This window comes from Celeribacter persicus, assembly GCF_003050785.1.
Lineage (GTDB): Bacteria > Pseudomonadota > Alphaproteobacteria > Rhodobacterales > Rhodobacteraceae > Celeribacter > Celeribacter persicus.
In genome coordinates, this window is sequence record NZ_QAOH01000013.1 from 52,221 (window position 1) to 77,557 (window position 25,337).

Annotated in this window: 22 protein-coding genes and 1 pseudogene; 14 read left to right on the forward strand and 9 right to left on the reverse strand. The window is 60.7% G+C overall.

All coding sequences use genetic code 11. The features are described from left to right. Positions 1-558 precede the first annotated feature (558 nt). Positions 559-1,035, reverse strand: coding sequence for a YbjN domain-containing protein (locus C8N42_RS15135; RefSeq protein WP_107817414.1), 477 nt, complete (start codon positions 1,033-1,035; stop codon positions 559-561). Positions 1,036-1,387: 352 nt separating this feature from the next. Here C8N42_RS15135 and C8N42_RS15140 point away from each other — a divergent pair, with 352 nt between their 5' ends. The 3 genes from C8N42_RS15140 (at position 1,388) to C8N42_RS15150 (ending at position 5,395) form a co-directional block, all read left to right on the forward strand. Then, positions 1,388-3,271, forward strand: coding sequence for a PhoX family protein (locus C8N42_RS15140; RefSeq protein ID WP_107817415.1), 1,884 nt, complete (start codon positions 1,388-1,390; stop codon positions 3,269-3,271). A 246-nt stretch (positions 3,272-3,517) separates the two neighbouring features. Next, positions 3,518-4,087, forward strand: coding sequence for a hypothetical protein (locus C8N42_RS15145; RefSeq protein WP_107817416.1), 570 nt, complete (start codon positions 3,518-3,520; stop codon positions 4,085-4,087). Positions 4,088-4,300: 213 nt separating this feature from the next. Further along, positions 4,301-5,395 carry a TRAP transporter substrate-binding protein gene (locus C8N42_RS15150; protein ID WP_107817417.1) on the forward strand — a complete coding sequence of 365 codons (1,095 nt, stop codon included), beginning with the start codon at positions 4,301-4,303 and terminating at the stop codon, positions 5,393-5,395. 177 nt (positions 5,396-5,572) lie between these two features. Here the strand turns inward: C8N42_RS15150 and C8N42_RS15155 are convergent, their stop codons facing one another. Together C8N42_RS15155 and C8N42_RS15160 are read right to left on the reverse strand one after the other, a co-directional pair. Beyond that, positions 5,573-6,220, reverse strand: a complete 648-nt coding sequence (locus C8N42_RS15155) for a response regulator transcription factor (RefSeq protein ID WP_107817418.1) — start codon at positions 6,218-6,220, stop codon at positions 5,573-5,575. Then, positions 6,217-7,641: a cache domain-containing protein gene (locus C8N42_RS15160; RefSeq protein WP_107817465.1), complete on the reverse strand. Its 1,425-nt coding sequence runs from the start codon at positions 7,639-7,641 to the stop codon at positions 6,217-6,219. The genes C8N42_RS15155 and C8N42_RS15160 overlap by 4 nt, the downstream gene beginning before the upstream one ends. A gap of 328 nt (positions 7,642-7,969) precedes the next feature. Between C8N42_RS15160 and C8N42_RS15165 the strand changes: the two genes are divergently transcribed. From C8N42_RS15165 to C8N42_RS15180, 4 genes are all read left to right on the forward strand, one after another. After that, positions 7,970-9,067, forward strand: a complete 1,098-nt coding sequence (locus C8N42_RS15165) for a TRAP transporter substrate-binding protein (protein ID WP_107817419.1) — start codon at positions 7,970-7,972, stop codon at positions 9,065-9,067. A gap of 297 nt (positions 9,068-9,364) precedes the next feature. Beyond that, positions 9,365-10,294, forward strand: a complete 930-nt coding sequence (locus C8N42_RS15170; RefSeq protein ID WP_107817420.1) for a TRAP transporter small permease subunit — start codon at positions 9,365-9,367, stop codon at positions 10,292-10,294. Between the two features lie 15 nt (positions 10,295-10,309). Further along, positions 10,310-12,664, forward strand: a complete 2,355-nt coding sequence (locus C8N42_RS15175) for a TRAP transporter large permease (protein WP_107817421.1) — start codon at positions 10,310-10,312, stop codon at positions 12,662-12,664. Between the two features lie 137 nt (positions 12,665-12,801). Next, positions 12,802-13,248, forward strand: a complete 447-nt coding sequence (locus C8N42_RS15180) for a hypothetical protein (protein WP_107817422.1) — start codon at positions 12,802-12,804, stop codon at positions 13,246-13,248. A gap of 66 nt (positions 13,249-13,314) precedes the next feature. On the opposite strand, the gene C8N42_RS15185 is transcribed toward C8N42_RS15180, so the two are convergent. The 3 genes from C8N42_RS15185 to C8N42_RS15195 form a co-directional block, all read right to left on the reverse strand. After that, the gene (locus C8N42_RS15185) at positions 13,315-14,163 is read right to left on the reverse strand and encodes an arginyltransferase (protein WP_107817423.1); all 849 of its coding nucleotides are present in this window, start codon (positions 14,161-14,163) and stop codon (positions 13,315-13,317) included. A gap of 161 nt (positions 14,164-14,324) precedes the next feature. Further along, entirely contained in the window at positions 14,325-14,813 is a 489-nt protein-coding gene (locus tag C8N42_RS15190; RefSeq protein ID WP_107817466.1) for an RDD family protein, read from the reverse strand. A 65-nt stretch (positions 14,814-14,878) separates the two neighbouring features. Further along, positions 14,879-15,370, reverse strand: a complete 492-nt coding sequence (locus C8N42_RS15195) for a DUF2852 domain-containing protein (protein WP_107817424.1) — start codon at positions 15,368-15,370, stop codon at positions 14,879-14,881. A gap of 242 nt (positions 15,371-15,612) precedes the next feature. Between C8N42_RS15195 and C8N42_RS15200 the strand changes: the two genes are divergently transcribed. Next, entirely contained in the window at positions 15,613-16,074 is a 462-nt protein-coding gene (locus C8N42_RS15200) for a GFA family protein (RefSeq protein WP_107817425.1), read from the forward strand. Between the two features lie 15 nt (positions 16,075-16,089). On the opposite strand, the gene C8N42_RS15205 is transcribed toward C8N42_RS15200, so the two are convergent. Next, on the reverse strand, positions 16,090-16,560 hold the full coding sequence (locus C8N42_RS15205) for a YbaK/EbsC family protein (protein ID WP_107817426.1): 471 nt from the start codon (positions 16,558-16,560) through the stop codon (positions 16,090-16,092). A gap of 93 nt (positions 16,561-16,653) precedes the next feature. Here C8N42_RS15205 and C8N42_RS15210 point away from each other — a divergent pair, with 93 nt between their 5' ends. The 3 genes and pseudogenes from C8N42_RS15210 to C8N42_RS21915 all read left to right on the forward strand — a co-directional run. Next, entirely contained in the window at positions 16,654-19,434 is a 2,781-nt protein-coding gene (locus tag C8N42_RS15210; RefSeq protein WP_107817427.1) for a [protein-PII] uridylyltransferase family protein, read from the forward strand. A 21-nt stretch (positions 19,435-19,455) separates the two neighbouring features. After that, on the forward strand, positions 19,456-19,764 hold the full coding sequence (locus tag C8N42_RS15215) for a hypothetical protein (RefSeq protein ID WP_107817428.1): 309 nt from the start codon (positions 19,456-19,458) through the stop codon (positions 19,762-19,764). Positions 19,765-19,915: 151 nt separating this feature from the next. Further along, positions 19,916-20,311, forward strand: a pseudogene (locus C8N42_RS21915) (protein tyrosine phosphatase family protein); the annotation flags it as partial. 26 nt (positions 20,312-20,337) lie between these two features. Here C8N42_RS21915 and eda read toward each other — a convergent pair. Beyond that, positions 20,338-20,979, reverse strand: a complete 642-nt coding sequence (eda, locus tag C8N42_RS15225) for a bifunctional 4-hydroxy-2-oxoglutarate aldolase/2-dehydro-3-deoxy-phosphogluconate aldolase (protein WP_107817430.1) — start codon at positions 20,977-20,979, stop codon at positions 20,338-20,340. A gap of 192 nt (positions 20,980-21,171) precedes the next feature. On the opposite strand from eda, the gene C8N42_RS15230 reads away from it, so the two are divergent. Then, positions 21,172-22,284 (forward strand): NADH:flavin oxidoreductase, encoded by a 1,113-nt coding sequence (locus C8N42_RS15230; protein ID WP_107817431.1) that lies wholly within the window; start codon positions 21,172-21,174, stop codon positions 22,282-22,284. 182 nt (positions 22,285-22,466) lie between these two features. After that, complete coding sequence (locus tag C8N42_RS15235) at positions 22,467-22,922, forward strand: GNAT family N-acetyltransferase (protein WP_107817432.1); 456 nt, start codon at positions 22,467-22,469, stop codon at positions 22,920-22,922. A gap of 16 nt (positions 22,923-22,938) precedes the next feature. Here C8N42_RS15235 and edd read toward each other — a convergent pair whose 3' ends face one another. Next, entirely contained in the window at positions 22,939-24,768 is a 1,830-nt protein-coding gene (gene edd / locus C8N42_RS15240; protein WP_107817433.1) for a phosphogluconate dehydratase, read from the reverse strand. A gap of 280 nt (positions 24,769-25,048) precedes the next feature. Between edd and C8N42_RS21650 the strand changes: the two genes are divergently transcribed. Next, positions 25,049-25,201: an RSP_7527 family protein gene (locus C8N42_RS21650; RefSeq protein WP_170109321.1), complete on the forward strand. Its 153-nt coding sequence runs from the start codon at positions 25,049-25,051 to the stop codon at positions 25,199-25,201. Positions 25,202-25,337: the final 136 nt, after the last annotated feature.

Here is a 25,337-nt window from a genome sequence, read left to right on the forward strand (position 1 = left end):
GCTTGATTGAATAAAATGTCGCAGCGCGGCATGTGTGTGAAATAATGTTAAAAGGGCTGACCTATTTTATGCCATCTCCGGATTTGTGTGTGAGCCCGGGGCATGTTTGGGGGGAGCGAATTTGTAAGGTTTGCGGTAAGGGGCGCGTGATCAAGTGTCTCTGTCAGCGCCTTCTATATTCTGAAAAAGGCATCCGACCGAATTGCGGACTGGGTATCCGTTTCTCCGATGAGCCTGTAGCCAAACAAGGCGCGATACATTCGAGTGCAAGATAGAACATGGCACCACCCGCGGCCATCACGGGAGGAAGGGCGGGGTCAGGTATGACCCTGCCAAACCTTATGCCGTGGGACTGACAGAGTGCACTGAATGCGCGCACAGCGGCGATCTGGAGAGACTACACCAAGGGTGTTCCGATCAGAGAGACATGGACAGACCGCGTGTCGTATTTCCCGAGATACCACGCGACAGCCCTCCGGTATCACGCGATGAATTGGCGGGCTTTCTTCATTACACCAGTTCGCTGCCTTTGGTTTGATGGAGCGAGCCCCGCTCCCTTCACTCAAAATGCTCTTCCGCCTGCTCCAAAATCACCCGCCACCAGTCGAACGTGTCATCGAGCGCCTCGCGGGTGATGCCGCCCTTGAAGGCGAAAGAATAGTTGATCTCCAGATCGCCGTCGCCATCGACCGAGGCTTTGCCGAAGCGGTAGCTGTTGTTGTACTCGTTGATCACATCCGGGTCGGTGGAATAGTCCTGCCCGTCGAAATAGGCCACGAAGGTGCCGTTGTTGCAGTCCTTGTGGTCTTCGCAGCCGTAGAAATAGAGCGAATAGCGGGTGCCGCCGATCCGGCCGCGAAACATCGGGTCATCCTCGCCGTCGATATCGCGCTCGACCGAGCCGAACCCTCTCAGAAGCTCTTCAAACGTGTCCAGATTGTCGAAGGTCAAGACCTCGGTCTCGGCCAGGGCGGGCAGGGCGGTGAGGGTCATCAGGGCGCTGAGGGCGGCAGAGAATGCTGTGGGGCGAAGCATCGGTCGGTATCCTTTCGTTTCGGGGGAGCTCGCTCCCCGACGCGGGCAGTCTGGCCGGTGGGGCCCGTGAAAGGAAGGGGAAAATGCCGGGGGCGTCCTCCCCGCTCCGAGTGTGCGAGAAAGCAAAGGATGCCGTGGCTGGGCCGGATGGGTCTTCGGCTGCTGCACAGGCTCGGATCACATCTCCCGGTCAATCTGTCGCGGTCAGGCGATTTCGGGCCGGTTTCATCCCGTTGTTACAATTTCGTCACCTCGCTGTTGCGCGCGATTGGCACCTGATGCGCCAGAAGACGCGCCTGTGCCCAGGTGCGGCGTCATCGATTCTCAAGCAACGCACTCAATGGAGCGAGATATGAAAGATCAGGACATCGTCGACCTGTCATGGGACGATTTTGACGAGATGCGCGACCCGCGCCCGGACAACAACGGTTTCGACGCGGTCGTGGAGCGCGCCATTTCCCGTCGCGGTTTCCTTGGCGGTGCGCTGGCCTTCGGGTCCGGTGCTCTTGCCATGGGGTCTGCTGGCCTCCTGTCCTCCACCACCGCGGCGCGCGCGGAAGGGGCGGCCTTCACCTTCAAGCCGATCCCGATTGCCACCGATTTCGACATCCATGTGCCGGAAGGCTACCAGTGGAAAGTGCTCGTGCGCTGGGGCGATGCGCTGTTCTCCGAGGCGAAGGACGCCTATTCCCCGGAAACCGGCGTTTCCGTCGAGATGTCCGACAAGGTCTTCGGCGAGAACACCGACGGGATGGAGACCTTCACCGATGGCGACAAGACGATCCTCGCGATCAACTCCGAATATGTGAACCCGAAGATCAACCTGCCTGCCGACTCCGAAGGCATGCCGAAAAACGCCGATGAAGTGACGCTTCTGAAGAACATGCAGGGCGTGACCGTCATGGAAGTCGCCGACATGGGCAACGGGTTCGAGGTTGTCGTTGACAGCCCCTACAACCGTCGTATCACCCATGAGACCCAGATGACCATGGACGGCCCGGCCGCCGGGTCCGATCTGGTGAAAACCAATGCGGACCCCGAAGGCATGAGCCCGAAAGGCACCATGAACAACTGTGGCTCCGGCAAGACCCTCTGGGGCACCTACCTGACCTGTGAAGAGAACTTCAACGGCTACTTCGGCGCGACCGGCGAGTATGAGGTGACCGAGGGTCTCAAGCGTTATGGCATCGGGGGCGAAGGCCGCTACGCCTACGAGAAATTCGACACCCGTTACGATCTCTCGAAAGAGCCGAACGAGCCGAACCGTCACGGCTGGGTCACCGAGATCAATCCGCTCGACCCGTCCTCGACCCCGGTGAAACATACTGCTCTGGGCCGCTTCAAACACGAGAACGCCGAGATGGTGCAGGCTGCCGACGGTCGCGTCGTGGTCTACATGGGCGACGATGAGCGCGGCGAATTCATGTATAAATTCGTCTCCAACGGCACCTACACCGAAGGTGGCTCGACCGAAGGCCTGCTGTCCGATGGCACGCTCTATGTCGCCAAGTTCAACGACGACATGACCGGAGAATGGCTGGCCCTGACGCCGGAAACCACCGGCATGTCGATCGAAGAGATCCTCGTGTTCTCCCGTGAAGCAGGTTCCAAAGTCGGCGCGACCACCATGGACCGCCCGGAATGGATCGCCGCCAACCCGCTCAAGTGCGAAGCCTATTGCGCGCTCACCAACAACAAGAACCGCGGTGTGAAAACCAACGCGGGCGGTGATGAGCAACCGGCGATGGGTCCGAACCCGCGCGAGACCAACAACTACGGCCAGATCGTACGCTGGCGCCCGGAAGGCGAAGATCACGGTTCCGACAAATTCGGCTGGGATCTCTACGTCATGGCCGGCAATCCGACCGTTTACGACAACGCCTATGCGGGCTCCGAGAACGTCAACGAAGGCAACATGTTCAACTCCCCGGACGGCATGGCGTTCTCTTCCGACGGTTACCTCTGGATCCAGACCGATGGCGACGACAGCAATGAAGGCGAGTTCGCCGGTCAGGGCAACAACCAGATGCTCATCGGCAACACGGAAACCGGCGAAATCGGCCGCTTCCTCACCGCGCCGAACGGCGCCGAGGTCACCGGTCTCACCTGGTCCCCGGACAAGAAAGTGGCTTTTGTGGGCATCCAGCACCCGGGCGGCTCCTGGCCGGACGGCGCGGGCAAACCGCGCTCGTCGGTGATCGCCGTGTGGCGTGAGGATGGCGCGCTGATCGGGTAAGCCGATCCCGTCTTAGGATTTTATCAGGCGAGGGGTGCGGTGAAAGCCGCGCCCCTTATTTTGTAGCGTGACTTGAAGATCCTTTAACGAGACTAGTGATGGACTATATGTACTTTCTTAAGTGATTTTACGGGTGAGTTGATGAATTACAGGTATATATGTACTGCAGCTAAAATCTCATATCTTGGTCTACGTACTGCGCACAATGCTGCAGGCAGATTGGGGCACGGAGAAGAAGAGCCTAATATGGAGCGTGCGGTCGAACTATACTGTTTAAGGCTACTTTATTTTCGTCACATAATGTTGGAAATTGCAAATATCGCAGATGTGGCCTCGACCGCCCGTGCTTTGTATAAAGATCACCCTGAACTTGGAGAATTACACGGGGAGCTTTCACAAGCTTTTGAGTTCTTTAAGTATATTCGTAATAAATACGTTGGTCATCTCGTGCCGGAGTTGGTGGATAAAACTTTCGAGTGGCTACCTCAGTCATTCTCTACTCTTGGAGATGTGGATGAAAGTAACGCCCTCATTTTATCGTGGTTTGTTCTGGAAACAGTTATAAATACTTACACTGATCCGAGTACAGGCCATAGAGTATTCGATACAGAAACTGACCTCAATTATCCTCCTGATCAAATTCGATTTTTTGATTATCTTGGAGAAACTGCCGAAAAAGCGATGGTATATGCTGAACTTCTTTCGAAGGTTGCTGCAACATATGTAGAAGTCCCTGACATGAAAGAAGAGTGGTTTAAATTAGCAATGCAAGCCGGAGCGACTGAGTTTTCGTACCTTGCAAAGAAAGGGCGATAATTGGCGTTGGAGCGAACAATCATTTGAACTTGGAGGAGTTTTTATTCAGCTCAATGCCCCCCCTCCGCAATAAACCATCCCCCCTTCTGCATCTCTGCGCAACATTCGCGCGAAATGTCGCGTCTTCCCCTCTTCAATCTTCCGCAGCCCCTCTCTATGGTGCGCGCGATTTGGCGCGGGGCTTTCCCTCGCGCGCCTTTTGGAGGACACAACATGGATCGCCGCTCTTTTCTGAAAACTTCCGCGCTGGGTGGCTCTGCCGCCGCTGCCTCGACGCTGGCCGCACCGGTCTATGCCCAGGGCAATCGCACCCTGACCATGGTCTGTTCCTGGCCGCGCGGTCTGGCGGGGGTGTGGGACGCGGTGGAGCGTTTTGTCGATGCCGTGCAAACCATGTCCGACGGTCAGCTCACCATCGAGGCGCGGGCTGCGGGCGAACTCGTCGGCGGGCTTGAGGTCTTCGACGCCGTGACCTCGGGGCAGGCCGACATCTACCACTCCGCCGATTATTACTTCACCGGTCAGCACCCGGCTCTGGCGTTCTTCACCACCTCGCCGTTTGGCATGACCGCGCCGGAGATGATGGTGTGGTATTATGGCATCGGCGGTCAGCAGTTGCACCGCAACCTCGGTGAGATTTTCGGCCTGCACACCAACATCGGCGGCCAGACCGGCGCGCAGGGCGGTGGCTGGTACCGCAAGGAAATCACCTCGGTTGCCGATTTTCAGGGGCTGAAACTGCGTATGCCGGGTCTCGGCGGCGAAGTGGTCGGCAAGCTCGGCGCTTCCGTGCAGGTGATGCCGGCGGGCGACATTTATCAGGCGCTGTCCTCCGGCGCGCTTGACGGCACCGAATGGGTCGGCCCGTGGTCCGACGAACGTCTCGGTCTGCAAGAGGTCTGTGACTATTTCTACCCCGCTGGTTTCCACGAACCGGGTTCGGCGCTCTCCGTCAATACCAACCTTGAGGTGTTCCAGTCGCTCACGCCCGCGCAGCAGCGGATCATCGACAACGCCGCCGCCGAGTGCAACCAGTTCGACTACGCACTGTTTCTCGCCAACAACGGCCCGGCGCTGCAACGCCTGATCGCGGGTGGCACCCAGATCAAGCAATTCCCGGACGATGTTTGGGAGGCTTTCGGGCGTGCGTCGAAAGAGGTTCTGGATCAGTACATGGATGACGATCTCTTCGTTGAAATCCGCACTTCCGTGGAAGAGGCGATGAAAGCCACCTCCGGCTGGATGGGGCAGTCCGACAGCTTCTACACCGCTCAGCGCAATCGCGTTCTGGCGATGCTCGAAGAGTGATCGGCTCGAAAGCTTGAGAAATTTTGATACGCGCGGGAGACACCTCCCGCGCTTTTTGCATTTGGACAGCGTGTTGGTGGCCTTGAGGCGAGCTCTGGTCATGGTGGATCGCAGTCGGCTTGAGGTCTTTCCGTGGGGCAAATACTCCCGCCGGAGGCAAGCGCCCGTGGGGGCGTTTTAAAACCGTCCCGTTCCCTGTAACACCCCGTGCTCCATGGCATATCGCGTAAGCCCTGCGGTCGAGGAAATCCCCAGTTTGCGCTTGATGTTCTTGCGGTGGGTTTCCACCGTGCGCACGGAAATATCCAGTGCACAGGCCACTTCCTTGTTGGATTTACCCTGCGCCAGTTCCAAAAGGATCGTCGTTTCCCGGTCGGTCAGGGGCTCTCGCCCGTCGCGGATTTTTGTGGGTTTGATCGCGGCTTGCGCACCGTCGCAGAGATATTGTTCGTTCCGCATCACCGCGTCGATGGCGTCCTTGACATCGTCTGTCGGCACGTCCTTGAGCACATAGCCCTTCGCGCCATGGCTCAATGCGGCGCCGATATATTCCGGGCTGTCATGCATCGACAGGATGAGAATGCGGGTTTCGGGGCGGCGCTCCAGCAGAAGTTCCGTCGCCGTCAGCCCGCCCATCTGCGGCATGTTGAGATCGAGAAGCACCACATCCGGAGCCAGCGCCCCGACCTGATCCACCGCTTCCCGCCCGTTCGAGAGCGTGCCGACCACTTCGATATCCTCGAAGGTTTCCAGAAGCGCACGAATGCCCTCCGCCACCATCGGGTGGTCGTCGACGATCAGGACGCGGGTCGGTGTGATACTCATCGGGCACTTCCAATCGGGGCGGGCGGGCGACCGGAGGTCGCGGGCGGAAGGATATGCTTCAAGGGGACGGTTGCGTCAATGGAGGTGCCGGGGTGACGGGGGGTGATCGTCAGGCTGCCGTCGAGCTGTTCCATGCGTTCCGCCATATTGCGAAGGCCAAGCCCCCGCCCGCGTTTGCCCACATCCGCCGGATCGAATCCACGCCCGTTGTCGCAAATGAGCAGCGTCGCGCCTTTGCGATGTCCCGCGAGTTTCATGGTCACTTCCGTCGCGCCCGCATGACGCTCGATATTGGTCAGAGCCTCCTGCGCGATACGAAAGAGCGCGATCCGGGCTTCCTCGTCGAGCCGGTTGCGAAAGACCACGGTCTCCAGCTCGGTCCTGATCCCGGTGCGAGTTTCGAATTCCTCGGTGAGGGATTTCAGCGCGGGTCCAAGCCCCAGATCGTCGAGAATGCCGGGGCGCAGGTCGCGGGAAATCCGGCGCACCTCGCCGATTGCGCCCCCCAGCATCTCGACGCTGCGGTCGAGGCTTGCGGGGGCTTTCGGATCGCCCGATTTCAACTGTCGCCGCGCAAGTTCCAGGGCGTAGCGCACACCTACCAGAATCTGACTGATCCCGTCATGCAACTCGCGCGCCACACGTCCGCGCTCCTCTTCCTGGGTGTCGAAAATGCGCTGGGTGAGCTTCTTAAGCTTGCCGTCCGCCAGACGCCGCTCGCGGATGGTGATCGTCAGTCCGGACAGGAACACCAAAAGCACGGCGGCCATGGTAATTGTGCCGATATAGCCGAAGGTGCGTGTCACGCGGTCTTCCACCTCGGCGCGTGCGGCGGCCACCGAGCGCAGCACATCGTCGATGAACACCCCCGTGCCGATCGCCCATTGCCAGTCCTGAAGCCCGATCACATAGCTCATCATCTGTGCTTCTTCGCCGGTCGAGGGCTTTGGCCAGAGGTAGCTGTGATACCCTCCGCCCTGTCGGGCGAGCCGTATCAGTTCATCCACGATGGGCGTCCCCGCGCTGTCGGTGAGACCCGCCCAGTTTCGGGTGATCAGCCTTGTGTCGCGCGGCGCCACGAGGTTGGTGCCGTCGTAGGTATAGACAAAGAAATACCCGTCCTGCCCATAGGTCATGGCGGCAAGGATTTGCGTCACCCGCAGCTTGGCTTCTTCGTCATCGGGGGGCGCGGGGCTGTATTCCGTGGTGATCGAATTGCGTGCGAGTTGCAGGTAGTTCTGCAACTCCTGCCGTTTGGCGCTCAGAATCTGCTCCTCCAGTTCGGCGATCTCGCGTTCGGCCATGGTGCGCGACTGATGCGCGACCACGAGCGCAATCGCCGCCACGGACAGGATCAGCGGCAGCGTGGCGAGCAGGAAGAGCTTGCGCGCATAGGTCAGTTCGGGGAAGGGGACGGCGATCTTGCGGGTCCTTTGGTGATGTGGTGAATCGCAGGATAACGGCACAGGGCGATGCGTCAATTGTGCGGTTTTTCGGGTCAAGTTGAATGAAAGTTGCGAAATTTCGCAAGAGGCAGTCACAAAAAATCGCGGCCTGCGTAGTGTTGGGTATTTCAAGACCTCATCGGCGTCGATAACGTTAACATCACGATTTGTTCGGTTTGTCCGTGAAGGACCCGCCATGTCCGGTCGCGAGGAGCTGCTGAGTTCTTTGACGGGGGGAAACATGCGCAGGGAAGGGGCCGGGCAGACTGCCATAGCCATAGACAATCTTGGGAGGACAAACTCTATGGATCGCCGTTCTTTTCTGAAAACCTCTGCTCTGGGGGGCGCCTCCGCTGCGGCCGCATCGACGCTGGCCGCGCCGGTTTACGCGCAGGGCAAACGCACGCTGACCATGGTTACAACCTGGCCGCGCGGTCTGGCGGGCGTGTGGGATTCCGTCGAACGTTTCGCCGCCAATGTCGATGCGCTGACCGACGGTCAGCTTACCATCGACGCGAAAGCCGCAGGCGAGCTTGTTGGCGGCCTTGAGGTCTTCGACGCCGTGACCGCGGGTCAGGCCGATATGTACCACGGCTGCGAATATTACTTCACCGGGCAGCACCCGGCGCTGGCCTATTTCACCACCGTGCCTTTCGGGATGACCGCGCCGGAGATGATGGTGTGGTATTATTCAATGGGCGGCATGGAACTGCACCACAAGCTCGGCGAGATTTTCGGCCTCAAGGGCTTCATCGCGGGTCAGACAGGCGGTCAGGGCGGCGGCTGGTTCCGCAAGGAGATCAAATCGCCCTCCGATTTCCAGGGCCTCAAGTTCCGTATGCCGGGGCTCGGCGGCGAAACCGTGTCGAAACTCGGCGCGTCCGTGCAGGTGCTTCCGGGCGGCGAGATTTACCAGGCATTGTCCTCCGGCGCGCTCGACGGCACCGAGTGGATCGGCCCGTGGTCGGATGAGAAGCTCGGCCTGCAAGAGGTCTGCGACTTCTACTACCCGGCGGGTTTCCACGAGCCGGGGGCGGCGCTCTGCGTGACCTCGAACCTCGAAGTGTTCGAGAGCTTGACACCTTCGCAACAGAAAGCCATCGAGATCGCGACGGGGGAGTGTCATCAGCACAACTACGCGCTGTTCGTGGCCAACAACGGCCCGGCGCTTCAGCGTCTCATTCAGGGCGGCACCCAGCTCAAGGAATTCTCCGACGATGTCTGGACCGCCTTCGGGACGGCGGCGAAAGAGGTGCTCGACGGCTATATGGGCGACGAGATCTTTGCCGAGATCCGCACCCATTACGAGGCGTCCATGGCGGCGACTTCGGCCTGGATCGGGCGTTCCGACGGCAATTACACCCCGCAGCGCGACCGCGTGATGGCGACTGTCGCGGAGTAAACCGTGAAAACGTCATAAAAAACGGGAAATGCGCGCGGTTTTCGCGCGCATTTTTAGCTCCGGGCGTTGCTCATCGCGGCGCAGAGGCGTAAAGCGGCCCGACAGAATAACAACAGCCAAAGCGTTTCGCGAAAAAGCCTCGATCACAGATTTTCGGGAAACGTGGTGCGGGCGTATTTATGTGGCGGGCCTTTCGCAATCAGCTTGTATCTCAAGTTTATCGCGAAAGGCTTCATTCACTGGGAATTCACTGGGAACGGGGCGCGGGACAGGCGGTCCGGGAAGGGGACAAGAGAGATGGAAGAACAGAGCGGCGCGTCGTTTCTCGGTGCCGTGGTGGACGGGCTTGTGAGCCTTGTTGTCAACCTCGGGCTCGGGTTCTGGCACATCATCTATGCGATCAGCCATCCGGGCCTGTGGCTTGATTGGTCGAACAAGGAAAGCCTTTTGCGCTTTGTCTATTACGGCGGCTCCAAAGAGCTGTTGTTCGTGTTTTTCGATGTGGTGATCGTGATCACCCTCATAGGCTTTCTCTACCGTCCCTTCCTCTGGGCGCTGGTGCGCGGGTTGGAAAAGATCGCCAACACGGCGGGGCGCGTGGCCGCCTGGGCCGGTCTTCTGATGGTCTTGCAACAGATCATGGTCGTTTTCCTCCAGTCGGTGTTCCGGCAGGGTGAGATCACCCTGTCGCCCTTCGGCGGCGGTTTCACCCAATCGGTCGGCTGGTTTTCCGAAAGCCTCAAGTTCGAGAATGCGCTCGTCGTGGCGCTCTGCGTGTCCTACGCCTTTGTGCAGGGGGCGCATGTGCGGGTGGACCTTGTCTATGCGGGTGTCAAACACCGCACCAAACGGGCCATCGACATGTTCGGATCGCTCTTCTTCATGCTTCCGGTCGCGTTGCTGACCTGGATGTACGCCTGGTTCTTCCTCTGGCGGCATCTGATCACGCCGAAGGTCTCGGCCTCCGATGCGCTCGACCGGATGCTGATGAAAGCTCGGATCGTGAAATGGAACGTCGAAACGATCTCCTTTTCCGCCAACGGGTTCAACGGCTATTTCCTGTTCAAGATCCTGATGCTGTGCTTCATCGCTCTGGTGATCCTGCAGGCGCTGGCTTTCTTCTACCGCTCCTATCTCGAATTCATCGAGGGGGAGGAGAGCGCCGGGAAATATCTCGACAAGGACACGCTCGGCGAGGGCGAAGAAGCCTACGAAGGCACACATTAAAGGCAGGGACAGACTATGTTTTTCGGACTTGATGGCGTAGAGATCGGCCTCATCATCGTATTCCTCTGCCTTTTCGGCGGTATTCTCACAGGGTTCCCGGTGGCCTTCGCCATTGGCGGCGCGGGGCTGATGTCCTTCGGGATCATCGCCGCTTTGGACAGTGCGGGCATCCTTGTGCATGAGGCGCTCGACACCGGGTCGCAGGCGTACCGCGATCTTGTGAACTCGGGGGTGAACCCCAACATGATCTCGCATTTCCGATACCCGGATTTGCCAACGGTCTCGGAGTCCCTGTTCCCCGGCGGTTGGGAGCAGGCGGTCGACCGCAACCTGTCCTTCATCGTCAACCGGATGAACGAGCGCGTTTTCGCGGGGGCCTCCATCGAGACTCTGCTTGCCGTGCTGATGTTCGTCATGATGGGGATCGTGCTGGAGCGCTCCAAAATTGCCAACGATCTGCTGACCACCATGGCGCGCGTCTTCGGTCCGCTGCCGGGCGGTCTGGCGGTCTCCGTGGTGATCGTGGGCGCGTTCCTTGCGGCCTCTACCGGCATCGTCGGGGCGACCGTGGTGACCATGGGTCTCTTGTCGCTCCCGACCATGCTGCGCCATGGTTATTCGCCACAGCTTGCCACCGGGGTCATCGCCGCCTCCGGCACGCTCGGGCAGATCATTCCGCCCTCCATCGTCATCGTGCTTTTGGGCACGCTGGCAGGTGACATCTATTCCGCTGCTCAGGAAGCGCGGGCGCAGACCGCCGGCTGTACCGATGCGCTGACCTATCTTGGCGAGCCTGCCGTGGTGTCCGTCGGAACGCTGTTTCAGGCGGCGATGCTGCCGGGCGTGTTCCTTGCCGGTCTCTATGCGCTCTATGCCTTCGGCTTTGCCATGTTCAACCCGCACAAGGCGCCACCGGTGCATCTTGAACACACCCACCACGAGACCATGACCCGCCGTGACGGGCTACTCTGGATGGTCGCGGTGCCGGTGTTGCTGATCGGGGGGGCGGTGTTCTCCGGGCAGTTCGGGATTTCCGGTTCGCAGGATATCCATGTTTCCGAATTTACCGAAGCCGGGGCGACCGCATCCCTGCGCACCAATGTGTCGCAGCAATGTCAGACCGCGATGATCGAACTGCACGGCCAGTCCGCCTGGGACAAGGCCGTGGCCGAACAGGCTGCGATTGAGGCGTCCGGCGGAGCGCAGCAATCGGTGCAGCGCACAGCGGAAGAGATCGAAACCTTGACCGCCGATGCCATCGCCAATGCGCCGAAGCTCGGTTCGGGCCTTCTGACGGTCATGGTCATGCTGGCGATCACGCTGGCCTTCGGGCGCGGTGTCGCCCCCTTTGCGAACCCTGTGCCGCTTCTGATCGGGGCAGGTGGGATCGTTGCCGTTCTGGCGCTCGATGCGCTTTTTGTCGGACCGCAAACCTCATCTGGCACGGCTTTCGTGATCTACCTCATCCCCTTCATCGCTCTGGCCTACGGTCTCAAAGAAGCGGCGAATCATTTGTCGAAGAACGAGCTGTTCCGCGTGGTCTTCCCGCCGCTGGTGCTGATCGTGGCCGTTCTTGGTTCCATCCTCGGCGGTGTGACCAACCCGACGCCGGCCGCCGGTCTCGGGGCCGGGGGCGCTTTGCTGCTCGCCGCCTATCGCAAGCTCGCCGATCACAAGAAATCCGGCAAGATCATCCTCGCGGCGGCCTTTGCCATCGTCGTGATGCTGCTGATCGGCGGCAATTTCGACCTGCGTCTCGGTCGTGGCAATGTGCCCTTCGAGGATTGGGTTGCCTATCTCGTCGCCCTTGGCGCCTATTATTATGCGATGTTCGGCATCCTCTATGCCTGCTGGGTGCTGTTCTCCGACGGTACTCTGGGCATCGTGGTGCGGGAGACAGCCAAAGTGACCTCGATGGTCTTCACCATCCTGATCGGGTCGCAGCTTCTGAACCTCGTGGTGATTTCCTTCGGTGGCGAACATTACATCCAGAGCTTCCTGCGCTCGTTCGACAACGAGTTCACGGTCTTCCTTCTGGTCATGCTGGTGCTTTTCATCCTCGGCTTCGTGCTCGATTTCCTTGAGATCATCTATATCGTGGTGCCGATCGTCGGTCCGGTGATCTACGGCGGGACGATGGACCCGAAATGGGTGACGATCATGATCGCGGTCAACCTCCAGACCTCCTTCCTGACCCCGCCCTTCGGCTTTGCGCTCTTCTACCTGCGCGGCGTGGCACCGGCCTCGGTCACCACGGGGCACATCTACAAGGGCATCATTCCCTTCGTGCTCATTCAGGTGCTGGGACTTGGAATCCTGTGGGCGTTCCCGGATATCGTGACTATCGTGCCGAACCTTCTGGCGAAGTAGACACGCCGCACAGAAAACACGCAAAGCCCCGCTCAACCGGCGGGGCTTTTCTTATGGAAAAAAGAATCCCTTGCGTTGTGAGAAATGTCTTATAAAAAGACTAGGGTATTCAGCGCAGCCCCATAAGGAGCCCGAACATGTCTTTCCAATCCGCTCGTGCCATCGACCAATTGTCCGAAGAGGCCCTCGACGGCGCGCAGCCGGTGGGGAAGCTCTCGCAGCTCAATGAGCAGGGGCGCGTGGTCGTCACGCTGTTTCGCGGCTCGGATGCGCTGCGCCGGGGCAGCGATATGGGCAAGATTTTCGATCAGATGATGATGGTGTTCGAGCGCCACGGGCGCCGGGCTCTGGTCAGCCATGGCATGAGCTGCGACTGCCTCGGGGCCGATGAGGCGGTGCTGGCCCAATTCGTCCGTCATGCCGCGCGCGGTCAACGCGAGGACGCCTGCCTCATGGCGATGCTTCTGGTGCGCGCCGATGTCGCTCCGCTGGCGGTGTCTTTGGCGGAACAGTTGGGCCTGCTGATCAACGCTACGTTGCGCACCGATCCCCGCGCGATGATGGGTACGGTGAAGGTGCATTGAGGGGTAACTTGAGATGAAGACGCGGCTCAGGCGATCCGTGTCTTTTATCACTGCACCAGACTCGCGCTAAAACTCCGGTCGCGTCGTTTTCGGCCCCTGCATGTCCGGCAGGTCGATCTTCGCCACCTGCTGTGCGATCGGCTCCGATACCAGCGGATGCGTGTCCGGGGAAAAGTCGTCCGGGTCCTTCAGGTCGATCCATTGTCCGCCCTGATAGACCTCAAGCGCCGAGAACCGCGCCTTGTAGCCCATTTTCGGGGAGCCCGGCACCCAATATCCGAGATAGACATAAGGTAGCCCCGCCTCGCGCGCGATCTCGATATGGTCGAGGATCACATAGGTGCCAAGGCTGTCCTTGATCAGATCGGGCTTGTAAAACGAGTAAACCATCGACAGCCCGTCATCGAGCAAGTCTGTCAGACAGGTCGCCGCCAGTTCGCGCGGTGTGCCATTTTCTCCGGGAATGTAATATTCGATGACGCGGGTGCGGATCGGGGTTTCCTCGATCATCGCGGCGAATTCGAACACATCCATATCGGCCATGCCGCCATCGGCGTGGCGGGTTTCCAGATATTCCCGGAACAGCTCATATTGCGCTTCCGTCGCCCAGGGCGAGGTGGCAGCGCGTTTGAGATAGTTGTTCTTGTTGATCGTCCGTCGCTGCGATTTCGAGGGTTTGAAATCGGCGACCCGGATACGGGCGGACATGCAGGCGTTGCAATCGGCGCAGGTTGGGCGGTAGAGCACGTTTTGCGAGCGGCGAAACCCCTGTTTCGAGAGGCTGTCGTTGAGCTGCTCGGCATGTTCCCCTTGCAACGACGTGAAAAGTTTGCGCTCCATCCGGCCCTCAAGGTAAGGGCAAGGCTGGGGCGCGGTCACGTAGAACTGTGGCGCAAGGGGAAGGGTGTGACGCATGGGGTCGGCTTACGAGGAATTTCCAAATGTCGCGTAAACGGCTTTGGGGAAAGGTATCAACTCCGTTTCATTTCGCAAGCCTTAGACACGGTTTTCTTTGAAAACACGACAAAGGGCGCAAGGCTGCGCCCTTTTTGATCTTTGCCGGTGGGTTTCGGGGATCAGTATTCCGACGGCCGGTTGATTGCGGCGGAGCCGAGGATCAGATCGGACAGTCCCTGTTTGCGCGCCGTGGTGAGCATCAGAATGACGGAAACCACCTGCGGCAGGCCCATGGAGCACCAGACGGTGAAAAGTGTCGTGTGCAGGAAGGACATGCCGAGATCGAACCGTTCGCCTTTCGAGGTGCGGAACTCGATGCCCATGAGGCGCATCCCCCAGGTTGCAGACTGGTTCGCGATGGTGATCACCCGGTAGGCATAGGACACCACGGCCACGAGGAATGGGAAAAAGAAAATGCCCGTGAAGGCGGTGAAAGGCACGATCAGCGCGGCGATCACCACACCGACAATCAGGTCCACGACGAAGGCCAGCATACGCTTGGTCGGAACGCTGTCGTAAAAGCCGGGCTGCCGGTCGGGGTCGGGCAGGCCCCAGTGTTGGGTTTGCCAGTTCTGATTTTGCCAGTCTTGATTTCGATGATCACTCATGCTCTGCATTCTCGTTGTTCCCTGCGACGGAGGCAAGCCCGCTTTGGGCTTGCCCGATTCGGTCCTCAGGCCTGGTCTTTGTCGTCCTGATCGGTCTCGGACGTGGTGCGTTCTTCGGAAGCGCGGCGGGCGCGGTCGTCCATGAACTGATCGAATTCGGCCTTGTCCTTGGCGGCGCGGAGCCGTTCGAGGAAGGCTTCGAACTGGTCCTGTTCCTCTTCGAGCCGTTTCAGGGTTTCCTCCTTATAGGCGTCGAAAGCGGTGTTGCCGGAGGGGCGCATCGCGGCGTGCATGGAGCGGAAACGCTCGTGACGGGAATGGCGCGGGCCACAGCCGCGGCCGAAAGGAGAGGTGGGACGGGATTTGCAGGCAAACATGCGTTTACTCCAGATCATGTAGAAGAGAAGGGCGAGGCCGACAGGCCAGACGAAGATGAAACCGAGGACCATGGTCGCGATCCAGGCGCCTTTGCCTTTGTCGTCGAGCCAGGCCTCTGCCCGGCGAAACCAGCTCGTGGCGGTTTCTGCGGGGGTGTATGTGGAGGCGACTTGGGTCATGTCATCTTTCTTTCGATATGTGTGTCGTGGGTTTCAGTGGATGTGAATGTCTTTCACATTGCAAAAATGGGGAGCGCGGCATAGTCGCGCAAGGGGGTATGTGAATGTTTTTTACATTATTTTTGAGTTTCGTTTGAAATCAATAGATTGTCTGGTGTTTTCGAGGCTAGATGTGGGCGTTGACAGGCAGGGCTGGTCAGCGCGGCCTCAGCCGTGCATGCTGGTGATCAGGAGGGTTCTCAATGCCAGAATTTCCCAAAACCGGCGCCTGCCGTTGCGGAGCGGTCAGGCTCATGGTGTCAGCCGCGCCGGTGATGACTGCCGCTTGCCATTGCAATGGCTGCAAGAAAATGAGTTCGTCGGCCTTTTCTCTCACTGCCATGATCCCGTCGGAGACGCTGACAGTGGCGGGCGAGGTGGTCAAGGGGGGTACACAGGGACCGGAGCTTGACCACTATTTCTGCCCTTCCTGCAAGACATGGATGTTCACCCGGATCACAGGGTTCGATGCGCTGACCAACATCCGTCCGACGCTCTTCGACACGCAGGACGCGGAGATACAGGATTGGTGCCAGCCCTTTATCGAGACCATGGCAGGGATGCGCTTGCCTTGGGTCATGACGCCCGCCGAGCATGTGTTTGAAGGGATGCCGGACATGGTGGAGTTCCCGGCGCTGCTTAAGGGCTTCGCTGAGCGAGGTTGAATTCAGGTGGGATGATCAAGCGGTGAAATCCGCAACCCGTGCGCCAGACACCCGCAACAGATCGGCAGGTGCGATCTCGAAAATATGGCGTGGTGTGCCGGCGGCGGCCCAGACCGTCACAAAATCCGAAAGTTTCGGGTCGAAAAACGCGCGCGGCGGGGTCAGATGTCCCACTGGTGAAACACCGCCGATGGCAAAGCCCGTCACCTTGCGCACCTCCTTGCCATCAGCCCGTTCCAATGGTTCCCCGGCGACCTGCGCGGCTTTCTCGATATCCACCTGGTCGCCGCCCGACGTGATGAACAGGCAAATCACGCCGCTCTCACCTCCCCTGAACACGATCGACTTGGCGATCTGATCGACATGGCATCCGGCCTGATCGGCGGCTTCCTGTGCGGTGCGTGTGGAGCCATCCATCTCAAAGATATGGATCGCGAGACCGGCTTCGGCCAACGCCTCTTGGACACGTTTGAGACTTTTCGACATGAGGTACTCCTTCGGGGTGGGAAAAAACCATGTTGTTTGCTCTTGCACAAGGTGCTGAAAAGGCGATGCTTTGGCGCAGTTGGAGGAGACGTCATGACATTCGAGACCCGGATCACCCGCAGCCCGCGCGCCTATGAACCGGAGCGTGGCGCAGAGGCGCGTGCCGCGCTGCCCGATCTGAGCGGGGCGAGCGCGGAGGTGATCGCGGGGGCGGCGGGGTCTGCGCCCTATCTGCATGGGCTGATCCTCAAGGAGGCGGACTGGCTGCCCGAGGGGCTGGCAGACCCGGAGGCGGCCCTCGCGGCGGAAATCGCCCGGATCGACGCGCTCCCCCCCGATCGGATCGACAGCGGCCTGCGGCAGGCCAAACGCCGCATCGCACTTTTGTCGGCGCTCTGCGATCTCGGCGGGGTCTGGGCGCTTTCCGAGGTTACCGGCGCGCTCTCGCTTCTGGCCGACCGGGCGACCCATGTGGCGCTACGGGCGCATGTGGCGCGGGAGATCAGCAGGGGCAAGATCCCCGGCCAGACCGAGGCGGATATCGAAAGCTGCGGCGGTATGTTCGCGCTGGCCATGGGCAAGCACGGGGCCGGGGAGCTGAATTACTCTTCCGACATCGACCTCATCTGCCTGTTCGATGAGGAACGGTTCGACGGGATCGACCAGATGGAGGCGCGGGCAGGCTTCATCCGCGCGACGCGCCGCGCCATGGCCGCGCTGTCCGATCTGACCTCCGAGGGCTATGTCTTTCGCACCGATCTGCGTTTGCGCCCCGATCCGTCGGTAACGCCGGTCTGTTTCGCGATGGAAGCCGCCGAGCGCTATTATGAGAGCGTCGGGCGGACATGGGAGCGTGCGGCCTATATCAAGGCGCGGGTCTGCGCGGGCGATCAGGACGCGGGCGCGCGGTTTCTTCAGGCGATGACACCCTTCGTCTGGCGTCGACACCTCGATTTCAATGCGATCCGTGAGACCCATGACATGCGGCTGAAAATTCGCGCGCACAAGGGGTTGGGAGGCGCGTTGAAGCTCGAAGGCCACAACATGAAGCTCGGTTTCGGTGGCATTCGCGAGATCGAGTTCTTCGCCCAGACCCGGCAGCTCATCGCGGGGGGGCGCGATCCCGATCTGCGGCTGCGGGGTACGGTTCCGGCGCTGGCGAAGCTGGCGGAAAAGGGCTGGGTCGAGCGCGAGGTGGCCGATCAACTCAGCCGGGATTACGTGGCGCATCGTGAGGTCGAACACCGGCTCCAAATGTTGCGTGACCAGCAGACTCACAGCCTGCCCACCGCACCCGAGGAATTCGACCGGCTCGCCGCCCTCATGGGGACGACGGTCGAAACGATGCGCGCAGAGATTGCGGAACGCTGCGAACGGGTCAATGCGCTGACCGAAGATTTCTTTGCCCCCGGCGAGGCCGCGCCGACACCCGATCTGTCGCCCGAACAGGCGGAGGTCACGGCGCGCTGGTCAACCTATCCCTGTCTGCGCACCGCTCGGGCGCAGGAGATTTTCGACCGGCTGAAACCGGAGCTTCTGACCCGCATCCAGCGGCTCGACAAGCCCGAAGAGGCGTTGACCCATCTCGATGGCTTCCTGCGCGGACTGCCCGCGGGCGTTCAGCTTTTCGCGCTGTTCGAGGCCAACCCGCAGCTCATCGACCTGATCCTCGACATCGTGTCCACCGCCCCGCATCTGGCGCGCTATCTTTCACGCAACGCGCAGGTGCTCGATGCGGTCATCGGCGGGCGGTTCTTTGCCCCATGGCCGGGGCGCGACGGGCTGATCGCCCTACTGACGACACATCTCGAAGAGGCCGGGGATTACGAACGTCAACTCGACGCCTGCCGCCGCTGGGCCAAGGAATGGCATTTCCGCGTGGGCGTGCATCAGTTGCGCGATCTGATCACGGCGGATGAGGCCGGATCGCAATATTGCGACATTGCCGCCGCCTGCGTGGCGGCGCTTTATCCGCAGGTTGTCGCTGAGTTTGCCCGCAAACACGGCGATCCACCGGGGCGGGGCGCGATGGTGCTGGGTATGGGCTCTTTGGGCGCGGGGCGGCTGACGGCAGCCTCCGATCTCGACATGATCGTGATCTACGACGCGGCGGGCATCGAAATGTCGGAGGGGCGCAAGCCCCTGCAATCGCGGACTTATTATGCGCGCCTGACGCAAGCACTGATCACGGCCATGACCGCCCAGACCGCCGAAGGGCGGCTCTATGAGGTGGATATGCGGCTCAGGCCCTCGGGCAAACAGGGGCCGGTGGCGACTTCGCTCGAAAGCTTCATGAGCTATCAGCGCGAGGAAGCCTGGGTCTGGGAACATCTGGCGCTCAGCCGGGGGCGGGCGCTGGCGGGAGCCCCCGATCTGATGCGGGCCGTGGATGATTTTCGGGCCGATCTGATCGCGGCCACCAAGGACGAGGCACGCATACGTCAGGAGACCACTGAAATGCGCGCGCGTCTGGCGGAGGCCAAACCGGGCAGCGATTGGGACCCGAAAAACGGCCCCGGCCGTATGATGGACATCGAGCTTCTGGCTGAGACTGCCGCGCTTCTGGCGGGCAGTGCGGAACAGGACATCTACACCCAGCTTGGGGCAGGGCGGGCGGCGGACTGGCTCACCGGCGACGAATATGCGCTTCTGGTCGAGACCTACCGGCTGATGTGGCGGCTGCAATCGGCGGCGCGGCTCCTGACCGGAGAAGCGCTCGATCCGGAGGCCGTGGGCGCGGGCGGGCGCGGGTTCCTCATGCGTTCGAACGGGGCGGTGAGCATGGAAGCTCTGTCCGAGGAACTGAAATCGCGCTCCGCCGCGTCTGCCGCCGCGATCACCTCCGTGCTTGCGCGCCCCTTGCCCGGGGCGTAAGCCCGTCTCAGGAGGTGCCCCATGGCGCAAAAAGATCCTTATACCAGCGACCTGCCCGAGGTGGACGCCGCGCTCGATCCCGGCGGGCTGATCCGCGAATCCTATCGGATCGAGGGGCTGGGTCTGCCGGAGGCGCGCTCGATCTTTCTCGACTGGGCGATCAAGATCGACCCGGACCTGTCGCCGCAGATCGCGATCCGGCGGCTTCTGGCGCTCTATGCACCGTTGGCCGGTCCGTCTCATCCGATGACCGTGGTGCTGACCGAAGGTTTGGGCAAACTGAGCGGACCGGGTGGGAGGCGTGGCGGGTCGCGGGCGCGCCGCGGCTGAGCCGCCCCGATGTCACAGGGCTTTTCACAGGACCCTCTTCGAATTTGCGGGATTTGCCTCTTCTTGGGGCGTTTTCATTTAGGGCCTGTTTACCCTTTGGGCGGATGGTGGGGAAAAACATTTTTTCACGCACAAATCAAAGGGTACTCACATGAGGATCAAACGATTAAACGGCATGTTTACGGTCGCCACGCAGGTGAATCTGAACAAGATCCGCAAAATCGCGGAGGCTGGTTACAAGACCATCGTTTGCAATCGTCCCGATGGCGAGGGGGCGGATCAGCCGGGCTTCAGAGAGGTGGCGCAGATCGCGCGCGATCTCGGGCTGCGCACCGCCTATATTCCGATCGCTCTGAGCGGTGCGACGGCGGAGGATCACGCCGCTTTCGCCCGTGTGATCGAGGATATGCCCAAACCGATCCTTGCCTATTGCCGCTCCGGCACCCGCTCTATGACACTCTGGTCGCATTGGGAGCAGGCGGCCTCTGGTGATCACCGCACGGAGCGTCGCGTTGGGACGATTGCGCGACACCACCGGGCGGCGGGCAATCGCCTGAGCGTGGATTTATGCGGTCAACGCGGCAGGGCGGCGGCTTCGCGGGCAAGCGCCTCGATGGCTTTCCAGTCGCCCTTTTCGACGAGATCGGCAGGTGCAACCCAGCTTCCGCCGACGCAAAGCGTGTTGGAGAGAGAGAGGTAATCGCGGGCGTTCTTGAGTGAAACACCCCCCGTCGGACAGAATTTCATCTGCGGCAGCGGTGCGCCGATGGACTTGAGCGCAGGGGCGCCGCCATTGGCCTCTGCGGGGAAGAATTTCGCGACCGTATAGCCGCGCTCTAGAAGCTTCATCACGTCCGAAGCGGTCGATGTGCCCGCCAGAAGTGGCATGTCATGCGCCTCGCAGGCGTCGAGCAGTTTGTCGGTCGCACCGGGAGACACACCGAAGGTCGCGCCTGCCGCTTTCGCGGCGATCACGTCTTCGGGTGTCAAAAGCGTGCCTGCGCCGACCACGCCGCCTTCGACCTTGGCCATCTCGCGGATCACCTCAAGCGCCACGGGCGTGCGCAGCGTCACTTCGAGCGCGGGCAGGCCGCCTGCGACCAGCGCCTCGGCGAGAGGCCGGGCATGGGCCACGTCCTTCACCACGAGCACGGGCACGACGGGGGCGAGGGCGCAAATCTCTGCGCATTTCTGGCTGGCGTCCTGAGGGGTCATATCTGTCTCCTGATGGGGGATGGGAGTCGCCGTAAGTGTTAGCGCTAAATTTCCGAATATGAAAGCCTGCGCTGCGGCTGGTGCACGGAAAGCCCCTGCCCATGTGCATTTTTGTCAAGCCGCCCCTGCATGTCTTGCCGCATGTTTGCGCCACCATAGATGAGCCGAACACACATACAGAGGAGCGCTGCGATGACCGCACCGATCGAGACGCTGTTTCGTCCGTTTACCTACAAGGGGCTGAGCCTGAAAAATCGCATCGTCATGGCGCCCATGACGCGGGGTATGGCGCCCGACGGCATTCCGGGGCCGGACAATGCCGCCTATTACGCCCGCCGCGCTGCCCATGAGGTTGGGCTGATCCTTTCCGAAGGTACGGTCATTGAGCGTCCGGCTTCGCGCAATCTTCCGGGCATTCCGTTCTTTTATGGCGATGAGGCGCTGTCGGGTTGGAAGCGGGTGATCGGGGCCGTTCATGGCGAAGGCGGTAAGATGGGCCCGCAGCTTTGGCACACCGGTTCGACCCGTGCGGGCGCGTGGGAACCCGAAGCGCCGGTCGAAAGCCCTTCCGGTCTGGTCGGTCCCGGTGATCCGCGCGGTGTCGCGATGAGCGAGGCCGATATCGAGGCGACGATTGCCGCCTTTGCCGCCTCCGCGAAGGCGGCCAGGGATCTTGGCTTTGATGTGGCCGAACTCCACGGCGCGCATGGCTATCTGATTGATCAGTTCTTCTGGGCGGGCACCAACCTGCGCGAGGATCACTGGGGTGGTCAGACCATAGAAGAGCGGTCGCGCTTTGCTGTCGCCGTGATCAAGGCCGTGCGTGACGCTGTTGGGCCGGATTTCCCGATCCTCCTGCGTCTTTCGCAATGGAAACAACAGGATTACACGGTGAAACTTGCCGCCGATCCAAATGAGATGGAACGCTGGCTTACGCCGCTCGTGGAAGCTGGTGTCGATATTTTGCATTGTTCGCAACGCCGCTTCTGGGAACCGGAATTTCCGGAGATCGACGGCGAAGAGGGGCTGAATTTCGCGGGTTGGGCCAAGAAGATCTCCGGCGTGCCAACGATTTCGGTGGGCTCCGTCGGGCTTTCGGGCGAATTCCTTGCCGCCTTTGGCGGTGAAAGCTCGGCTGTGACGCCACTTGATAAACTGGTAAAGCGGATGGAGGCGGAAGAATTCGACCTGATCGCCGTGGGTCGTGCGCTCCTTTCGGATTACGCCTGGGCTGAGAAGGTCAAACGCGGTGCAGTCGATGAGTTGAAGGGCTTTGATCCGGCCTCGCTGGGCCAGTTGCTTTGAGTGGATAGCCTTCCCGGACACGGGGAGGCTTTTCTTCGACGAAGTTTCCTGCGAAACTGAATGCCTCAGGATAAGGAGATCTATGCGCAGAAAATCAGCATGGCCTGTCATGGCATGACGCGCGGCCCGACAAGGGTTGCATGATTTTTTATGCGCATCTGCGCTTTTCCTGAGAGTTTCTCATGACCGAAACTGACATCACACTCCGCCCGTTCGAGGTCGGAGACACCGAGGCCTTGTCCCATATCTGGCGCGCGGCGTCGGAGCGGGCACATCCGTTTTTCACATCGCGCCAGCTCGATCACCAACAAGAGTTGGTGGAAAGCGTCTACCTGCCCAAGGCCGAAACATGGGTTGCGCTGCGTGGGGCAGTGCCGCTTGGATTCATCGGGCTGTTGCCGCAACCGGGCGGGGCCGTGATCGGCGGGCTGTTCGTCGCACCTGAGGCACAGGGACAGGGGATCGACCGCATGCTTGTGGCCCATGCCCGCAAGCTCAAATACCGGCTGAGCCTTGAAGTTTACGAAACCAACCACGCCGCGCGCGGATTCTACGCCCGGCTTGGCTTTCGCGAAACCGGGCGGCGGGAGGTGGACGACAACGGACTACCGTTTCCGCTTTTGAAACTCGACCTCTAAGGGAGACGGTGTGCGCTCAGAACAGGGAACAGGCCCCGGTCGTGGCCGGGCCTGCATTCTGACGGAAGGTTTCGAACAGTTCGCGGCCCATGCCGACCGTATTGGCAGAAAGATCGACTGTGATCGCCGTGCGCGCCTCAAACCCCTCTTCCAGCACTTCAAGTGTGCCTGCCGTGGCATCGACGCGTACCAGATCACCGTCTTTGAGCTTGGCAATCGGTCCGCCGGTCGCGGCTTCGGGGGAGACGTGAATACAGGCAGGCACCTTGCCCGACGCGCCGGACATGCGCCCATCGGTGACAAGCGCCACCTTGAGACCGCGATCCTGCAACACGGCCAGCGTCGGCGTCAGGGAATGCAGCTCCGGCATACCGTTGGCGCGCGGGCCTTGGAAACGGACGACGACCACGGTGTCCTCGGTGAACTCGCCCGCTTGAAATGCTTTCTTGACGTCATGCTGGTCATGGAAAATCCGGGCTTTCGCCTCGACCACATGGTGTTCGGGCTTTACGGCGGAGACCTTCATCACGCCACGCCCGAGATTGCCCTTGAGTTCCTTGAGACCGCCGGTTTTCTGGAACGGATCGGAGGCGGGGCGGAGGATCTTGTCGTTCACACTCTCGCGCTCGGGCTGCTCAAACGTGAGCACGCCATCGCGCAGTTTCGGTTCCTTGGTGTAAAGTGACAGGCCCGATCCGGCGACGGTTTTCACGTCCTCATGCAACAACCCGGCGTCGAGCAATTCGCCGATCAGATAGGACAAGCCGCCGGCGGCATGAAAATGGTTCACATCGGCGAGGCCATTGGGATAGACCTTTGCCAGAAGCGGCACCACGTCGGAAATCTCGGAGAAATCCTCCAGATCGAGAATGATGCCTGCGGCACGCGCCATGGCGGGCAGGTGCAGCACGAGGTTCGTGGACCCGCCTGTCGCCATCAGCCCGACGACGCCATTCACGAAAGCCTTTTCGTCGAGGATCGCGCCCACGGGGGTGTATTCATTGCCGAAAGCGGTGATCTGTAGCGCGCGCTTGGCGGCTTCGCGGGTCAGGGCATCGCGCAAATCGGTGCCCGGATTGACGAAGGACGCGCCCGGAAGGTGCAGTCCCATCACCTCCATCAGCATCTGGTTCGAGTTCGCCGTGCCGTAGAAGGTGCAGGTGCCCTGGCCGTGATAGGCCTTCATCTCGCTGTCCATTAACTCGCGGCGGGTGATCTCTCCGGTGGCGAATTTCTGACGCGCCTTGGATTTCTCGTCGTTCGAGATGCCTGTGGTCATCGGGCCAGCGGGCACGAAAACGGTGGGCACATGGCCGAAGGCGGCGGCGGCCATGATCAAGCCCGGCACGATCTTGTCGCAGATGCCCATGTAGAGCGCGGCGTCATAGCAATTGTGCGACATGGCGATGGAGGCCGAGAGTGCGATGGTGTCGCGTGAAAACAGCGACAGCTCCATGCCGGTCTGGCCTTGTGTCACGCCATCGCACATGGCGGGCACGCCACCCGCGACCTGCGCCGTGGCGCCGTTCTGATGGGCGACCTCGCGGATGATGTCGGGGTAATGCTCATAGGGTTTGTGTGCCGAGAGCATGTCGTTATAGGCGGTCACGATGCCGATATTGGGTGCACGCCCGTCGGCGAGCGTCGTCTGATCCTCGCCCATGGCGGCATAGGCATGGGCCTGATTGCCACAGGAGAGATGCGCGCGCGCCGGTCCCTGTTCCGCCGCCGCGTCGATCCGGGCGAGGTAAGCTTCGCGAGTCGGGCGGGAGCGGTCGATGATGCGTTGGGTGACTTTTGCAATCTCAGGGATGATTTTGGGGGCGATCTGGGCGTTCAGGGGCATGACGGGCCTTTTGCTGGTCTGGCCAAATGGGCACATGAGACGGTCTGAAATTCGTTAGCGCTAACTTAACCCCTTCGGCCGGGAATGTCCATGATGGCGTGGGGAGGTGTGGCCTATGCTGCACACGCAAGGGGGTTGCTGCAAGTGCATAACGGCTCTTCGCAATTGTCACTCGTCTGTGTCAGCGATTTTGACCTATATCTGAGGCATCGGGAGGATCAACACAATCGCGCCAATGTCGGCACAGACCGGCGGGCCAACCCTTGAAAAGGTGATCCTGATGACCACACGTACCGTCGTTCAATTTTCCCATCTCGCTATCGAAGAAGAAGCGCGCATGCAACGCGCTCTGGCCATGCGCTCGATGATGCGCGCCGCTGGCAAGTGGCTGCGTGGCCGGTTCCATACTACTCGCGCCGCCGAACTGGCCTGATAAAAACGGGCCTGAAAACCTGCCTGAGCGGCAAATCTGGCGAAAGCCTCTGCCCACGCACGATAACGCTTTGAAAATCCCGGAAATGCTCCGGGATTTTCGTATTTCGGCCTCATTTCCCCGTCATCGTTACTCA

Coding starts and splice junctions, on each gene's coding strand:
- C8N42_RS15175 (WP_107817421.1), top strand. CDS start 10,310: ATGTTTTTCGGACTTGATGGCGTAGAGATCGGCCTCATCATCGTATTC.
- C8N42_RS15155 (WP_107817418.1), bottom strand. CDS start 6,220: ATGAGTATCACACCGACCCGCGTCCTGATCGTCGACGACCACCCGATG.
- C8N42_RS15140 (WP_107817415.1), top strand. CDS start 1,388: ATGAAAGATCAGGACATCGTCGACCTGTCATGGGACGATTTTGACGAG.
- C8N42_RS15210 (WP_107817427.1), top strand. CDS start 16,654: ATGACATTCGAGACCCGGATCACCCGCAGCCCGCGCGCCTATGAACCG.
- C8N42_RS15185 (WP_107817423.1), bottom strand. CDS start 14,163: ATGCGTCACACCCTTCCCCTTGCGCCACAGTTCTACGTGACCGCGCCC.
- C8N42_RS15205 (WP_107817426.1), bottom strand. CDS start 16,560: ATGTCGAAAAGTCTCAAACGTGTCCAAGAGGCGTTGGCCGAAGCCGGT.
- C8N42_RS15145 (WP_107817416.1), top strand. CDS start 3,518: ATGGAGCGTGCGGTCGAACTATACTGTTTAAGGCTACTTTATTTTCGT.
- C8N42_RS15150 (WP_107817417.1), top strand. CDS start 4,301: ATGGATCGCCGCTCTTTTCTGAAAACTTCCGCGCTGGGTGGCTCTGCC.
- C8N42_RS15190 (WP_107817466.1), bottom strand. CDS start 14,813: ATGAGTGATCATCGAAATCAAGACTGGCAAAATCAGAACTGGCAAACC.
- C8N42_RS15195 (WP_107817424.1), bottom strand. CDS start 15,370: ATGACCCAAGTCGCCTCCACATACACCCCCGCAGAAACCGCCACGAGC.
- C8N42_RS15180 (WP_107817422.1), top strand. CDS start 12,802: ATGTCTTTCCAATCCGCTCGTGCCATCGACCAATTGTCCGAAGAGGCC.
- edd (WP_107817433.1), bottom strand. CDS start 24,768: ATGCCCCTGAACGCCCAGATCGCCCCCAAAATCATCCCTGAGATTGCA.
- C8N42_RS15135 (WP_107817414.1), bottom strand. CDS start 1,035: ATGCTTCGCCCCACAGCATTCTCTGCCGCCCTCAGCGCCCTGATGACC.
- C8N42_RS15230 (WP_107817431.1), top strand. CDS start 21,172: ATGACCGCACCGATCGAGACGCTGTTTCGTCCGTTTACCTACAAGGGG.
- C8N42_RS15200 (WP_107817425.1), top strand. CDS start 15,613: ATGCCAGAATTTCCCAAAACCGGCGCCTGCCGTTGCGGAGCGGTCAGG.
- eda (WP_107817430.1), bottom strand. CDS start 20,979: ATGACCCCTCAGGACGCCAGCCAGAAATGCGCAGAGATTTGCGCCCTC.
- C8N42_RS15170 (WP_107817420.1), top strand. CDS start 9,365: ATGGAAGAACAGAGCGGCGCGTCGTTTCTCGGTGCCGTGGTGGACGGG.
- C8N42_RS15235 (WP_107817432.1), top strand. CDS start 22,467: ATGACCGAAACTGACATCACACTCCGCCCGTTCGAGGTCGGAGACACC.
- C8N42_RS15215 (WP_107817428.1), top strand. CDS start 19,456: ATGGCGCAAAAAGATCCTTATACCAGCGACCTGCCCGAGGTGGACGCC.
- C8N42_RS21650 (WP_170109321.1), top strand. CDS start 25,049: ATGACCACACGTACCGTCGTTCAATTTTCCCATCTCGCTATCGAAGAA.
- C8N42_RS15165 (WP_107817419.1), top strand. CDS start 7,970: ATGGATCGCCGTTCTTTTCTGAAAACCTCTGCTCTGGGGGGCGCCTCC.